This window comes from Polaribacter haliotis (assembly GCF_014784055.1).
GTDB classification, from domain to species: Bacteria; Bacteroidota; Bacteroidia; order Flavobacteriales; family Flavobacteriaceae; genus Polaribacter; species Polaribacter haliotis.
In genome coordinates, this window is record NZ_CP061813.1 from 2,472,073 (window position 1) to 2,486,837 (window position 14,765).

Annotated in this window: 11 protein-coding genes; 7 read left to right on the top strand and 4 right to left on the bottom strand. The window is 29.5% G+C overall.

Annotated features, from left to right (window positions below; genetic code table 11):
* Positions 1 to 197 precede the first annotated feature (197 nt).
* The 4 genes from rnr to tatA all read left to right on the top strand — a co-directional run bounded on the left by rnr (position 198) and on the right by tatA (position 3,792).
* Positions 198 to 2,417 carry a ribonuclease R gene (gene rnr, locus H9I45_RS10635; protein WP_088352486.1) on the top strand — a complete coding sequence of 740 codons (2,220 nt, stop codon included), beginning with the start codon at positions 198 to 200 and terminating at the stop codon, positions 2,415 to 2,417.
* A gap of 11 nt (positions 2,418 to 2,428) precedes the next feature.
* Positions 2,429 to 2,752, top strand: a complete 324-nt coding sequence (locus H9I45_RS10640) for a YbjQ family protein (RefSeq protein ID WP_088352487.1) — start codon at positions 2,429 to 2,431, stop codon at positions 2,750 to 2,752.
* A 93-nt stretch (positions 2,753 to 2,845) separates the two neighbouring features.
* Positions 2,846 to 3,535, top strand: a complete 690-nt coding sequence (locus H9I45_RS10645) for a head GIN domain-containing protein (protein WP_088352488.1) — start codon at positions 2,846 to 2,848, stop codon at positions 3,533 to 3,535.
* 68 nt (positions 3,536 to 3,603) lie between these two features.
* Positions 3,604 to 3,792, top strand: a complete 189-nt coding sequence (gene tatA / locus H9I45_RS10650; RefSeq protein WP_088352489.1) for a twin-arginine translocase TatA/TatE family subunit — start codon at positions 3,604 to 3,606, stop codon at positions 3,790 to 3,792.
* A 201-nt stretch (positions 3,793 to 3,993) separates the two neighbouring features.
* Here tatA and H9I45_RS10655 read toward each other — a convergent pair whose 3' ends face one another.
* From H9I45_RS10655 to H9I45_RS10670, 4 genes are all read right to left on the bottom strand, one after another.
* Positions 3,994 to 4,896 (bottom strand): LytTR family DNA-binding domain-containing protein, encoded by a 903-nt coding sequence (locus H9I45_RS10655; protein ID WP_088352490.1) that lies wholly within the window; start codon positions 4,894 to 4,896, stop codon positions 3,994 to 3,996.
* Between the two features lie 51 nt (positions 4,897 to 4,947).
* Positions 4,948 to 5,877: an SPFH domain-containing protein gene (locus H9I45_RS10660; RefSeq protein WP_088352492.1), complete on the bottom strand. Its 930-nt coding sequence runs from the start codon at positions 5,875 to 5,877 to the stop codon at positions 4,948 to 4,950.
* 152 nt (positions 5,878 to 6,029) lie between these two features.
* Positions 6,030 to 7,574 carry a glutamate--tRNA ligase gene (gltX, locus tag H9I45_RS10665; RefSeq protein ID WP_088352493.1) on the bottom strand — a complete coding sequence of 515 codons (1,545 nt, stop codon included), beginning with the start codon at positions 7,572 to 7,574 and terminating at the stop codon, positions 6,030 to 6,032.
* 406 nt (positions 7,575 to 7,980) lie between these two features.
* The gene (locus tag H9I45_RS10670; protein ID WP_088352495.1) at positions 7,981 to 8,823 is read right to left on the bottom strand and encodes a hypothetical protein; all 843 of its coding nucleotides are present in this window, start codon (positions 8,821 to 8,823) and stop codon (positions 7,981 to 7,983) included.
* A gap of 110 nt (positions 8,824 to 8,933) precedes the next feature.
* Between H9I45_RS10670 and H9I45_RS10675 the strand changes: the two genes are divergently transcribed.
* From H9I45_RS10675 to mnmG, 3 genes are read left to right on the top strand one after another with little or no spacing between them, the layout of a single operon-like run.
* Positions 8,934 to 12,398: a DUF4175 family protein gene (locus tag H9I45_RS10675; RefSeq protein ID WP_088352496.1), complete on the top strand. Its 3,465-nt coding sequence runs from the start codon at positions 8,934 to 8,936 to the stop codon at positions 12,396 to 12,398.
* A complete protein-coding gene (ybeY, locus tag H9I45_RS10680) occupies positions 12,395 to 12,808 on the top strand; it encodes an rRNA maturation RNase YbeY (protein ID WP_088352497.1) in 414 nt (137 codons plus the stop codon). Before H9I45_RS10675 ends, ybeY begins: the two co-directional genes overlap by 4 nt.
* A 44-nt stretch (positions 12,809 to 12,852) precedes the next feature.
* Positions 12,853 to 14,730 carry a tRNA uridine-5-carboxymethylaminomethyl(34) synthesis enzyme MnmG gene (gene mnmG / locus H9I45_RS10685; RefSeq protein WP_088352498.1) on the top strand — a complete coding sequence of 626 codons (1,878 nt, stop codon included), beginning with the start codon at positions 12,853 to 12,855 and terminating at the stop codon, positions 14,728 to 14,730.
* Positions 14,731 to 14,765: the final 35 nt, after the last annotated feature.

Below are 14,765 nucleotides of genomic sequence, written 5' to 3' on the forward strand. Positions count from 1 at the left end.
AAAGTACAAAATTGAATCGTAACAATTAATTAATAAAAATTTAGATTTTATAGAAATAATGATAGTTATTTTAGCATCGAATTCAAGATTCAAGTTAGATTGATAAAAATTTTTAAATTCGTGAATTCGTGGCGAAATATCCACAAAAATTTCATTTTAAATAATTGTATTTTGCAGAAGAAATAATAAAAACATAAATGACAAAAAAGAAGAAAAAAATATATAAAAAGAAAGGAAAAGTTGTAAAAGATTTAACTAAAAATATATTCAGAATTTTAAATGAAGACAGTAGTAAGTTCTTCAATTATAAACAAATAGCTTCAAAATTAAAAATTGAAGATACTGATGGGAAAAATCAGGTTATTAAAAAGTTAGCAGAATTAACTGCTACCAAAAAAATTAAAGAAGTAGACAGAGGAAAGTTTCAAATTAATGAAGATAGAAAGTATTCTATTGGAACATTAGATGTTACTTCAAACGGAAATGGATATTTTATAACAGACGATTATGAAAACGATGTTTTTATTCCAAATATTAACCTAGGTAAGGGTTTACATGGCGATGTTGTAAGAGCTTATGTTTACAAACGTAAACGAAGTAACAAGTTAGAAGCCGATGTTGTAGAAATTATAGAACGTGCAAAAACAGAGTTTGTAGGTGTTTTACAGAAGAATAAAAACTTCGGATTTGTAATTTGCGACAATCATAAAATGTACGCAGATATTTTTATTTCTGAAAACAAGATGAATGGCGCAGAACATGGAGACAAAGTGCAAGCTACTATTCAAGATTGGCCAGAAAACTCTAAAAATCCGTTTGGAAAAATTACGACAGTTTTAGGGAAACCAGGAGACCATAATACAGAAATGCATTCTATTTTATTAGAATACGATTTGCCTTATGAATTTGAGCCAGAAGTAGAAAAAGAAGCACAAAATTTACCGATAGAAATTACAAAAGAAGAAATTGGTAAGCGTAGAGATATGCGTAAAGATTTAACTTTTACGATAGATCCAAAAGACGCAAAAGATTTTGATGATGCATTATCATTTACAAAATTAGAAAATGGTAATTTCGAAGTAGGAATTCACATTGCAGATGTTTCGCATTATTTACAACCAAAAACTATTTTAGATGATGAAGCTTATGAAAGAGCAACATCTGTTTATTTAGTGGATAGAGTAGTGCCAATGTTACCAGAAATGTTGAGTAATGGTGTTTGTTCTTTAAGACCAAATGAAGAAAAATTAACTTTTTCGGCAGTTTTTGAAATCAACCAGAAAGCACAAATTGTAAACGAATGGTTTGGTAGAACAGTAACGTATTCCGATCAACGTTTTGCTTATGAAGAAGCACAAGATATTATAGAAAATGTAACGTTGTCAGACGATGTTCAACCTTATACAATGCCAGTTGATATTTCTATTATTGACGAGGAATATACTGTAACTCCAGAAGTAGTAGAAGCAACTTTACAATTAGATAAATTGGCAAAAATTCTTCGTAAAAAGAGAATGAAACAAGGTGCAATTTCTTTTGATAGAGTAGAAGTGAAGTTTAATTTAGATGAAGAAGCAAACCCAGTTGGTGTTTTCTTTAAAACGTCTAAAGATGCTAATAAATTAATTGAAGAATTTATGTTATTAGCGAACAGAAAAGTGGCAGAATTTATTGGAAGATCTAAAGGAAAACCATCAGGAAAAACGTTTATTTATAGAGTTCATGATGAGCCAAATGAAGAAAAATTGGCTTCTTTAGAAAATATTATTGGCAAATTCGGTTATAAAATAGATACAACTACAAAAGCATCAACTTCAGATTCTTTAAATCAGTTATTAAGTGATGTAAATGGAAAAGCAGAATCGAATATGATTGAAACGCTTGCTATTAGAACCATGTCTAAAGCTGTGTATACCACTAAAAATATTGGACATTATGGATTGGCATTTGACTATTACAGTCATTTTACGTCACCAATTAGACGTTATCCAGATGTAATGACACATAGATTGCTACAACATTATTTAGATGGAGGAGAAACGCCGAAAGCAGATCCTTATGAAGAAAAATGTAAACATTCTTCACATAGAGAAGAATTGGCTTCGAAAGCAGAACGTTCTTCAATAAAATATATGCAGGTTAAATACATGCAAGATCATAAAGATGAAGTATTTGATGGTGTAATTACAGGTGTTACAGAATGGGGAATTTATGTTGAAATTACAGCCAATAAATGTGAAGGAATGGTTAGAATTAGAGATATAAAAAGCGATTATTATATTTTTGATGAAAAACAATATGCAATTATTGGGCAATCCACTAAAAACATGTATCAATTAGGAGATGATGTAAAAGTTCAGGTGAAAAAGACCGATTTAGAACGTAAACATTTAGATTTTAATTTGATTGAAGAATAAAAAATAAAACAATGATTTTAACAACAACACATAACATAGAAGGTTTTAAAATAGTAGATTATTTAGGAATTGTAACAGGTACTGCTTACGATTCCAGTTATTCTTCAAATGGAACAAAAATGTCTTTTAAAGATATGTTTAGCATGTCTAAATATTATGAAAAATATACTTTAGGTCTAGAGGCTATTAAAGAAAAAGCATTTCAGAATTTAAAAGACAATGCTTTAAAATTAGGTGCAAATGCAGTTGTAGGAATTCAACTAGATGTAGAGCCTTTGGCAAATTCATCTACATTATTAGTTTCAATTACAGGAACTGCTGTAAAAGCTGAATAATATTATTTTAACGATATTTACACAATAAAAACTAGTAAAAACCTTTATAGTGGTATATTTTTTGAATTAAAATTATCAACTAAACCTTTAATAATGAAAAATTTAGCTTTTTTAAACCTATTATTTGTGTCGTTTTTAATAAATGCGCAAACTACTGTTACTAAAAACTTGGGCGATTATAATACCTTAAAAGTATATAATGGAATAGAGGTAACTCTTATAAAGTCTTCCAATCAAAAGTTGGAAATCACTGGCGAAAAGTCGGAAATGGTTAAAATTAAGAATGTAGATAATACTTTAAAATTATCGTTACCTTTTTCTTTAAAACCAGAAGATAATTCTGCAGATGGTAAGATATTAATTAAAATTTATTACAATAAAAACATCGATATTATCGATGGTAATGAAGGTGCAACCATTACTGGTAAAGATTTTAACCAAGATAAAATTGAAGTAAATGCACAAGAAAGAGCGTTTATCAATTTAACTATAACAACCAAAGAACTTAAAGTAAGATCCTCTTCTGGAGGAATTATAAAACTTTCTGGAACAACAACTAACCAAGAAGTAGATGTAGATTTATATGGCATTTACCATGGTTTTAATATGAAATCTACTGAAAAAACAGATGTAAAAGCAGGCACTGGAGCAAAAGCAGAAGTAAATTCTGAAAAAACGTTAAATGCTAAAGTTAGTTTTGGAGGTACCATTTTTTATAGAGGAAATCCAGAAGTTGTAAAAGATAAAAAAGTAATTGGTGGTATTATTGAAAAAAGAAATTAATAGAAATAAAACAAAATAGTACTATAACAACCTTTTTTGTATCTTTGTATTATTAAATTACATAAAAAATGAACAGTTTATCTATATTTTTTGGCTTTATTGGCGGACCTCAAGTAATTATAATTCTTGTAGTTGTTTTATTATTGTTTGGTGGAAGAAAAATACCAGAATTAATGAAAGGATTAGGAAGTGGAATTAAAGAGTTTAAAAATGCATCTAAAGACGAATCTGAAGAACAATTAAAAGAGAAGAAGTAAGGAATTTACTTTTAAAATAATACTAATATAAGAAAAGCTCAATCTATTAATAGATTGAGCTTTTTTAATACGAATTAAAAGAATCCCCCAATTTTTCTAATTCACTTTTAGTACCACAAATATAATTATTACAATCGTTTGCATGTATATCTTTGTTACAAACAGGAAGGTTTTTCTGTTAAATGGGATTAATGGGAAGGTTTATTTTAACAATTTTAATAAAGATTGCTTAGAAAATTTTCTAGATACAGGAATATCAAAAGGAAGTATATCTGATTTTAATAAATAACCTCTGGCATTTCCAGAAATATCTTTTATAAATTTTGTATTAACAATATAACTTTTATGACATCTAAGAATGGAACTATTATCTGCAAGTATTTTATTTATTTCTGTAAGGGTAATTCTTAAAACCTTTTCTTTTAATATATTATTTTTCTTAATAAAAAAGCTTGCATAATTTCCTTGAGAAGTAATATATACCAATTCTTTTAGACGAAATTTAATACTTTCTTTTTGGTTTTCTGAAAATATTTCTACTTTAGAATCTCCATTTTCTTCTTTTATTACCTTTATCTTTTCTTCTACTTTTTTTAACTTTTCTGTATTATGTTTGTTAATTAACCTCGCTCTTTTTCTTCTTTTTCTACGAATATTTTTTTCATTTAAAAATACAAAAAAGGTAAGTGGAAAAATACTTATTAAAAAAGTATAAAATAAAAACTCTAAGAAACTAAAACTTTTTAAATTATATGGTTCTTTAAACATTTCGCCAAAATACCATAATAAAATAGCTATAAAAGTAACTCCAGTTAATATTAAGAGTAGGTTTCTACCAATTGTCCAATTTTCTTCATGAAAATAATTCTTAAATATTAATGGTGGAATATAAAGCACAATAAAAGTACCTACAAAAGCACCCAAGCCTAATCCTAAAGTATATTGTAAAATAATTTCTTGGAAACTATAAAGATAAAAAGGTCTAAAAATATATAAAAAAAGGAATACAAAAAGTCCATGAAAAAAACTTATTTTCAATTTAAATTTCACAGAAGGGTTGTAAAAGTAAGGCGTTTTAAACCATTTTAAAATAGATTGAATCATAGCAATTTTCGATACAATTAATTGTTTAAAATATGTTTATTTAAAGATTTCTTATGCATCTTTCTTTTTTTCTTTCTGGTTTTTCATTGCTTCTCCAATTTGGTTACTTGCAGTAAAACTTGCAACCATATCATTTAACATTTGGCTACCAGCTTGTGGTGAATTTGGTAAAAGAATTAAATTACTGTTGGTTTCGCTTCCAATTGCTTGTAAAGTATCATAATGTTGTGTTACAACAATTAATGCAGATGCTTCTTGAGAATTAATACCAACTCTGTTTAAAACATCTACAGATTCTTCTAAACCACGTGCAATTTCTCTTCTTTGGTCTGCAATACCTTGTCCTTGTAAACGTTTGCTTTCTGCCTCTGCTTTTGCTTTTTCTACAATTAAAATACGTTGTGCATCACCTTCGTATTGAGCAGCAGTTTTTTCTCTATCTGCAGCATTAATTCTGTTCATAGCTATTTTTACCTGAGGATCTGGGTCGATATCTGTAACCAAAGTTCTAATAATATCGAAACCATAATCTAACATGGCATCGTTTAATTCTGTTTTTACAGCAATAGCAATATCATCTTTCTTTACAAAAACATCATCCAATTTCATTTTTGGAACTTCTGCACGAACTACATCAAAAACATAAGAAGTTATTTGTTCATGAGGATAATCTAATTTATAAAAAGCATCATACACCTTTTCTGTAATTACTTTGTATTGTACAGAAACTTTTAATTTCACAAAAACATCGTCTAATGTTTTTGTTTCAACAATTACATCTAATTGTTGGATTTTTAAACTCAACCTTCCTGCAACCCTATCTACGAAAGGTATTTTAAGTTTAAGACCAGAGTGTCTAATTGCATTAAACTTTCCAAAGCGTTCGATAATTGCAGCAGTTTGTTGCTTTACCATAAAAAAGGAAGCAAAAATAATAAGGCCAATTATAAGAATGGTGATAATAAATGGTGCTGGTAACATAATTTTGTGTTTTAAGAATTAATAATCAGTTAATTGTAAATATACTGAAAAATCAATTCGTTTATAAGACACAATTTTTTTAGAAAGTTACATTTTTAAACAAAAAAACCTCTTAAATTAATAAGAGGTTTAAAAAATTAAGAATTAAAAAACTACAATTTCTCGATAGCGTTTTCTATTCTTTTAATAGTTTCTTGTTTGCCAATCATTTCCATAATATCAAATAAATGAGGTCCAGCTAATTTACCAACTAAAGACAAACGTAAGGGTTGCATTACTTTACCAAAACCAATTTCTTTAGCAGTAATCCATTCTTTAATTTCTTTCTCTGCATTTTCTGATGAAAAATCTTGAATATTCTCGATAATTCCAATCAACTCTTTCATTAACGAGCCGGTTTCTGGCTTCCAATTCTTTTTTGATGCTTTTTCGTCATACTCTTTTGGAGCTTCAAAAAAGAAACTTGATAAATCCCAAAAATCAGCAACAAAAACAGCTCTTTCTTTGATTAAAGAGACTACTTTTTGAGTATAATTTTTATCACTTTTAATTCCCTTTTCTTCTAAAATAGAGAAGTATAAATCAGTCAATTCTTCATCTGATTTAGACTGCATATATTGTTGTTGAAACCAGTTTGTTTTATCCGGATTAAATTTTGCACCAGATTTGCTAACACGTTTTAAATCAAATTCTTGTATTAAATCTTCCAAAGAAAATAATTCTTGTTCAGTTCCAGGATTCCAACCTAAAAACGCTAACATATTTATAAAAGCGTCTGCGAAATAACCATCTTCTTTGTAACCACGAGAAACGTCTCCAGTTTCTTCGTTTGTGTATGCTAATGGAAATACAGGAAAACCTAATTTATCGCCATCTCTTTTGCTCAGTTTTCCTTTTCCAATTGGTTTTAATATTAATGGTAAATGTGCAAATTTAGGAGTGTTCCAACCAAAAGCTTTGTATAATAAAACGTGCAAAGCCATGGATGGTAACCATTCTTCACCACGAATTACGTGGCTAATTTCCATTAAATGGTCGTCCACAATATTTGCTAAATGATAAGTTGGCATTCCATCACTTTTAAACAAAATTTTGTCGTCTAAAACATTGGTATCAATTTTAATTTCTCCACGAATTTCGTCATTCAATACAAGCGTTTCATCTTGTGGAGATTTAAAACGAACTACATATTTATCGCCATTATTAATTCGGTTTTTCGTTTCTTCAGCAGTTAAAACTAAAGAATTTACCAAACGACCTTTTTCGCGATTATGCCAATTATAAATAAATGTTTTTCCTTCAGATTCGTGAGCTTTTCTTTCAGCATCTAAAGCTTCAGCAGTATCAAAAGCATAATATGCCCAGCCTTTATCAATAAGAACAGCTACGTATTTTTTGTAAATTTCTTTACGTTCAGACTGTCTATATGGACCAAATTTTTCGTTTTTGGAGCTTGCACTGAGCGTAGTCGAATGTGGACCTTCATCAAAAGGAATATTTGCCCATTTTAAAGAGTCGATTATATATTGTTCTGCATTTGCAACATAACGAGTTTGGTCTGTATCTTCGATTCTTAACACAAATGTTCCATTGTGTTTTTTTGCGAATAAATAATTGTATAAAGCCGTTCTTACACCACCAATATGTAAAGGTCCTGTTGGACTTGGGGCAAAACGAACACGAACATTAGATTCCATTTTTTTTGTTTTTTAGATTCCTGTTTTCACAGGAAAGACATTTTTAATGAACCTTAAAGAAAATTTAAGGTGCTTTTTTTCATGGCACAAAGATAGTTTTTAATGAAAAAATTTGCCACGAATTCACGAATTAATAGTTTTAAAAATAAAATAAGCACGTAGATTTTTAGAAAACATAGATATATAATATGAAAAAGACCCTTCAGGTTTTTAAAACCTGAAGGGTCTGAAGAAGATAGTTTTTTTATAAGAAATGGAGAGAAGTTATAAAAAGTAGAAACTTTTTGTAAGTGTTTTTATTAAATTCTGACCACATATATTGATTAAAGACCTCACAGGTTTTTAAAACCTGTGAGGTCTGAAATGCATTCGTGAATTCGTGGCATTTCCCTCAGAAATTATCTTTCTAAAAAGTATTAAAAATACCAATAGTAAAAGCGGTTTGTTTCGCCACATTATTTCCGAAGAAAGCGTTACCAAAACCAGCAGTAATTCCTAAATCACATAATTGTAAAATTCCTTTTAAACCATAAGCGCCATATTCTTGGTCGTTTACATATAAACCTGTAAATGAATTATTTGTAGGGATATTTACGTCTCCATTTTCGAAAGATTTCACAACATCTATATATCCAATTAACCATATATTCTGAGTGACTTTTCCTCCAAATTCTCCACCAATTTTAAAGTTAGAACTGTAATCGTTTGTTCTTAAATCTGCTCCAATATGTGTCTGTAAAAATGTTTTTCCGAAACTTTTTCCAGCTAATAATTGAGGCGTAAAAGTAAAAGCATCGTAACCTGTTCTTATTCCTGTATTTTCATCGTAAGAACTTGTATTTATTTCTGATAATAATTGTCCAGATAAAACCCAACCATTGTTATAAAATTGATGTTTTAACCCTAATTGAATGTTTCCAAAAGTGGTTTTACTACTAGCAGGTTTAGAACAATCTCCAATACAATCAATTGCTGGATTACTAAAACTTGATTTTTTTATAGATTTTAAAGGAACACTAAAAACCAACGAAGTTTTATCAGTCAACCCATATTCTCCATAAATTTGATATGTTCTGTCCGTAATATTTCCTCTGGTATTATAATCTGAGTCCCCAAAAAGTTCGTTATAATCAGAAATTGTTGTGTAAGAAAAGTTGATAAATAAATCTCCTTTTTCTTTTGTCCAAGGACTTTGAGCAAAAAGAGATGTGGTTAAAATTAGTAGTAAAACTGTGTTTATTTTTTTCATATTTTAGGTTTATTAATAATTAGTAGGCATCATTTTAAAATGCTTACAAATTCATTTAACAAATATTTCGTTTCAATTTCATGTAAAAATAGTATTTTTATTAGTTGATTATGAGCGCATTTAAAACAATTGAGAAAAAACTACATCAATTTACGAGAAAATTCTACGTAAATGAACTAATAAAAGGAACTATTTTATTCCTTTCTTTAGGATTCTTATACCTAATTTTTACCCTTTTTTTAGAGTATTTTTTATGGTTGAAACCAAATGCGAGAACATTCCTTTTTTGGGTTTTTATAATTGTTGAAGTTTTTTTACTTGTAAGATTTATTGCGATTCCTATTTTTAAATTATTGGGTTTACGAAAAGGGATTTCTTTAAAAGAATCATCAAAAATTATTGGTGCACATTTCCCAGAAGTTAAAGACAAATTATTAAATGTTTTACAGCTGAAAGAAGATGCACAACAGTCGGATTTATTGTTGGCGAGTATCAACCAGAAATCAGAAGAATTACAACCAATTCCGTTTGTAAAAGCTGTCGACTTTAAGAAGAATACCAAGTATTTAAAATATGCAATTGTACCAGTTTTAATATGGTTAATAACATTAATATCAGGCAATAATGGGGTTTTTACACAAAGTTTAGATCGTGTAGTAAACCACAGAACTGCTTACAATCCACCAGCGCCATTTTCTTTTTCTTTACAAAACGAAAACTTGCAAGTTATTCAAGGAAAACCGATTACAATTATTGTAAATACAGCAGGAACTGTGTTGCCTTCTGAAGCAAAAATTATTTATGATAATCAACAATATTTTCTTCAAAATAATGGAAATGGAACTTTTTCTTACACATTTTCTGACGTTCAAAAGCCTTTAAATTTTTTCGTTGAAGCCAATGGAGTTCAATCACAAGATTATAAAATTGAAGTTATAAATACGCCAACAATCAACAATATTGCTTTACAATTAAGCTACCCAAGATATGTTGGCAAGCGAAATGAAACCATCCAAAATACAGGAAATATAATTGTTCCTGAAGGAACAAGAATTACTTGGAAAGTGCAAGCCTCTCAAACGGATTCTGTGGCGTTTATTATTAATGAAAATAGAAATTTATTCAATAATGTTACAAATTCTAATTTTGAATATTCTAAATACATTAGAAATTCGCTAAATTATCAAATTACATCTTCTAACAAAAATCTTCGCGATTATGAGAATTTGCAATTTTCTGTCGGAATTATTAAAGATGAAGTTCCAGAGATTTCTGTACAAACAAATATTGATAGTATTTCACGTGGAACAGCGCAATTTGCTGGTCAGATTTCTGACGATTATGGTCTAAACAAATTACAGATTATTTATTATGATGATAATAATCCGCAGAATCAACAAACCTTCGATTTACAAATCACGAAGGAAAATATCCAAACTTTCTTTTATCAATTTCCAGATGGATTAGATTTAAAATCAGGAATAAATTACGAACTCTTTTTTCAGGTTTTTGATAATGATGCTGTAAATGGAAATAAAAAAGCAAAAAGTAAAGTTTTTAATTATCGTAAAAAATCGACACAAGAAATCGATCAAGAATTACTACAAGAACAACGCAACACAATTAATAGTTTAGAAAATTCGATTCAGAAACAAGAAAAGCAAGAGAAGGAGTTGACTAAAATTCAGGAAGATTTACAAAACAAGAAAAAGTTAAGTTGGAATGATAAGAAGAAAGTTGAAAACTTTATAAAGCGTCAAGAAAACTATAAAAAAATGATGCAACGTCAAACGGATGAGTTGCAAGAAAATTTAGACGAGAAAAAAGAAGAGAATGAGAATCTTCAAGAAAAGAAAGAAGAGTTAAAAAAACGAATTGACGAATTAAAAAAGTTAGACAAGCAACAGAAGTTGTTAGATGAAATTCAAAAAATGGCAGACAAACTAAACAAGGAAGATTTAGTGAAAAAAGCCAAAGAATTAGCACAACAAAACAAGCAACAAAGACGAAGTTTAGAGCGCATGTTAGAGTTGACGAAGCGTTTTTACGTGGAACAAAAAACAATGCAAATTGCCAACAAGTTAGATGAATTGGCGAAAAAGCAAGAAGCTTTAGAGCAAAAAGAAAATGCAACTTTAGCAGAGCAAGAAAAAATAAACGAAGAATTTAAAGAATTAAAAAAGGAATTAGAAGAATTGGCAAAAGACAACGAAAAGTTAAAAGAGCCAATGGAATTGCCAGATGTAGAAGATGAAAAAGAAGCAATTGACGAAGAATTAAAAAAGTCGGAAGAAAGTTTAAAAAAGCAAGATAAAAACGAAGCAAAGAAAAGCCAAAAGGAATCATCTAAAAAGATGAAAGAAATGAGTGCAAAAATGCAAAAAGCAATGGAGGCGTTGGAAGGAGAATCCATCGAAGAAAACATGGAAGATTTGCGAAAAATTTTAGAGAATTTGGTTACGTTTTCTTTTCAACAAGAAAATTTAATGAACAAGTTTAGTGAAACTTCTACAGGCCATCCAGATTATGGAAAAGACCTAAAAAAGCAAAACGACATTAGAACTTATTTCGAACATATAGACGATAGTTTGTATGTGCTCTCCATGCGTTTACCAAAAATATCAGCAAAAATACAAGACGATTTATCTACGACTCATTACAATTTAGAGCAATCTTTAGAGAATTTTTCTGAAAATAGATTCAATAATGGTATTTCTAATCAACGTTATGTAATGACTTCCACAAACAATCTTGCAGACTATTTAAGTAATATTTTAAATAGTATGAAAAATTCGATGTCTATGAAAATGGGCAAAGGAAAAAAAGGAAAGCAAGGAGGTTTTAGTTTGCCAGACATCATAAAAAAACAAGGCGAATTGTCGGAGAAGATGAAAGAAGGAATGAAAAAAGGTGGAAAAAAACCTGGTCAAAAATCTGGAGAGAAACCTGGTGAAGGACAAAAAGGTGGAAAAGAAGGCAAGAAACCAGGAGCAAATGGGAAACCAGGAAATGAAGGAGAAAATGGAAAATCTGGTGATTCTGGAAAGTCAGGAAAGAACGGAAAAGGGAAAGGCGGAAAAGATGGAAGACCTGGAGAAAATGGAAAAGGTAAAGGAGAAGGTGATGGAGAAAATGACGACTTAGATGGAGAATTGTATGAGATTTACAAAGAACAATCTAAACTAAGACAAGAACTTCAAAATGCGATAAAAGAAAGTGAAAACGGAAAACCTGGTGGAAATGCTAATGCAAAAAAAGCATTAAAAACCATGGAACAATTAGAAAATGAAATTCTGGAAAAAGGTTTTAATGCTGGAACCATTCAAAGGATGCAACGTTTAAATTACGAATTATTAAAATTAGATTCAGCTGTTTTAGAGCAAGGAGAAGATAAGAAACGAAAATCTACCACTAATTTTAAAGAAACACAAAGAAATAATGCAAAAGCACTTCAATTTAAAAAGCAGTTTTACAATCAAATAGAAATATTAAATAGACAATCCTTACCTTTGCAGGAAAATTACAAAATAAAGGTTCGAGAATATTTTTCTGAACCTCAGAAAAAAGAAAAATGATAACCTTTAATTACGAAACGGATTTCGAAATTGTTAACGAAAAGTCATTAGAAATTTGGATAGAAAATACGATTGAAAAACACAATTGTGAAGTTGGAGAAATCAATTATATTTTTTGTGATGACACTTATTTACACAAATTAAATGTCGAATTTTTACAGCACGATACGTTAACGGATATCATAAGTTTCGATAATTCTTTAGGGAAATTAATTAATGGAGATATTTATATTTCTGTAGAAAGAGTAGCAGATAATGCAACCGATTTTAACGTTTCTTTTGAAGAAGAATTACACAGAGTAATGATTCATGGTATTTTACATTATGTCGGTTTTAAAGACAAAACTACAACCGAGAAAAAAGAGATGAGAAATCAAGAAAACATTGCTTTATATGTTTTAAGTATTTAATAATCAGTTATTTAAAATTATAGTTTCACGTGGAACAGTAATATATGAGTTTATTTACAACAATTTATGATGTTATAGTAGTTGGTGGAGGTCATGCAGGAAGCGAGGCAGCCGCAGCAAGTGCAAACATGGGTGCACATACTTTATTAATTACAATGAATTTGCAGAACATTGCGCAAATGAGTTGCAATCCAGCAATGGGTGGAATTGCAAAAGGACAAATCGTTAGAGAGATAGATGCTTTAGGTGGTTATAGTGGAATTGTTACAGACAAAACTGCGATTCAGTTTAAGATGTTAAACAAATCTAAAGGGCCTGCAATGTGGAGTCCAAGAGCACAATCAGACAGGATGCAATTTGCAGAATGTTGGAGAACCATGTTAGAGCAAACTGAAAATTTAGACTTTTATCAAGATTCTGTAAACGGATTGTTATTTGATGAAAATAAAATTATCGGTGTAAAAACAGCTTTAGGTTTAGAGATAAAAGCAAAGACTGTAATTATAACCGCAGGAACTTTTTTAAATGGATTAATTCATATTGGTGATAAAAGTTTTGGTGGAGGTAGAGCAGGTGAAGGAGCATCTACAGGAATTACAGAAGACCTTGTAAAAAAAGGTTTCGAATCAGGAAGAATGAAGACAGGAACTCCTCCAAGAGTAGATGGACGATCTTTAGATTATTCTAAAATGATTGAACAACCTGGAGATGAAATCACAGAGAAATTTTCTTATTTACCAACTTCAAAAGCATTAACAGAACAACGTTCTTGTTGGTTAACTTATACAAATTTAAATGTACACGATTCTTTGCGAGAAGGGTTTGATCGTTCGCCAATGTTTAATGGTAGAATACAATCTACAGGACCAAGATATTGCCCATCAATTGAAGATAAAATAGATCGATTTGCAACGAAAGATAGACACCAGATATTTGTAGAACCAGAAGGTTGGACAACTTGTGAAATGTATGTAAATGGGTTTTCAACTTCGCTACCAGAAGATATTCAAGACAAAGCAATTCGTTCTATAGAAGGTTTCGAAAATGTAAAATTTTTAAGATATGGTTATGCAATTGAGTATGACTTTTTTCAACCTACACAATTAAAACATTCCTTAGAAACAAAGCTGATTGAAAATTTATTTTTCGCAGGACAAATAAATGGAACAACTGGATATGAAGAAGCAGCGGCACAAGGTTTAATGGCTGGTGTAAATGCTGCTTTAAAAACACAAGAAAAAGAACCTTTTATATTAAAAAGAAACGAAGCTTATATTGGAGTTTTAATTGACGATTTAATTACAAAAGGTACAGAAGAACCATATAGAATGTTTACTTCTAGAGCAGAATATAGAACCCTTTTAAGACAAGATAATGCAGATTTAAGATTAACTCCTTTAGGATTTGAACTTGGTTTGGCTTCAAAAGAAAGGTTAGATAGGGTTATTGAAAAACAAAGAAAAACAGATTTATTAATTAACTTTCTTCAAAAAACAAGTGTTAAAGAAGCTGAAATAAATCCTATTTTAAAAGCAAAAAATTTAGCTTTAATTAACCAATCTATGAAGCTCTATAAAATAGCAGCTAGACCTCAATTAGAGTTTTCTGAATTTAATAATATCGAAAAAGTAAAAGTATTTTTAGAAGAAAATAATATAGATAGAGAAATTATAGAACAAGCAGAAATTCATTTAAAATATGCTGGTTATATCGAAAAAGAAAAGAACAATGCAGATAAATTAAACAGGTTAGAGAATGTTGTAATTCCATCTTCTTTTAATTACAGCAAAGTAAAATCTCTCTCTTATGAAGCAAGAGAAAAACTAAATAAAATACAACCAACTTCTATTTCACAAGCAAGCAGAATTAGCGGAGTTTCACCAAGTGATATTTCTGTTCTTTTAGTTTATATGGGAAGATAGAAAAAACAAAAATTGCGAATTGTTCCTCGTGGAAC

What these genes read in the sequence shown, in the direction of transcription:
- H9I45_RS10655 (WP_088352490.1), bottom strand. Translation starts at nt 4,896, where the DNA reads ATGATTCAATCTATTTTAAAATGGTTTAAAACGCCTTACTTTTACAAC.
- gltX (WP_088352493.1), bottom strand. Translation starts at nt 7,574, where the DNA reads ATGGAATCTAATGTTCGTGTTCGTTTTGCCCCAAGTCCAACAGGACCT.
- ybeY (WP_088352497.1), top strand. Translation starts at nt 12,395, where the DNA reads ATGATAACCTTTAATTACGAAACGGATTTCGAAATTGTTAACGAAAAG.
- H9I45_RS10640 (WP_088352487.1), top strand. Translation starts at nt 2,429, where the DNA reads ATGATTTTAACAACAACACATAACATAGAAGGTTTTAAAATAGTAGAT.
- tatA (WP_088352489.1), top strand. Translation starts at nt 3,604, where the DNA reads ATGAACAGTTTATCTATATTTTTTGGCTTTATTGGCGGACCTCAAGTA.
- H9I45_RS10675 (WP_088352496.1), top strand. Translation starts at nt 8,934, where the DNA reads ATGAGCGCATTTAAAACAATTGAGAAAAAACTACATCAATTTACGAGA.
- H9I45_RS10670 (WP_088352495.1), bottom strand. Translation starts at nt 8,823, where the DNA reads ATGAAAAAAATAAACACAGTTTTACTACTAATTTTAACCACATCTCTT.
- H9I45_RS10660 (WP_088352492.1), bottom strand. Translation starts at nt 5,877, where the DNA reads ATGTTACCAGCACCATTTATTATCACCATTCTTATAATTGGCCTTATT.
- H9I45_RS10645 (WP_088352488.1), top strand. Translation starts at nt 2,846, where the DNA reads ATGAAAAATTTAGCTTTTTTAAACCTATTATTTGTGTCGTTTTTAATA.
- mnmG (WP_088352498.1), top strand. Translation starts at nt 12,853, where the DNA reads ATGAGTTTATTTACAACAATTTATGATGTTATAGTAGTTGGTGGAGGT.
- rnr (WP_088352486.1), top strand. Translation starts at nt 198, where the DNA reads ATGACAAAAAAGAAGAAAAAAATATATAAAAAGAAAGGAAAAGTTGTA.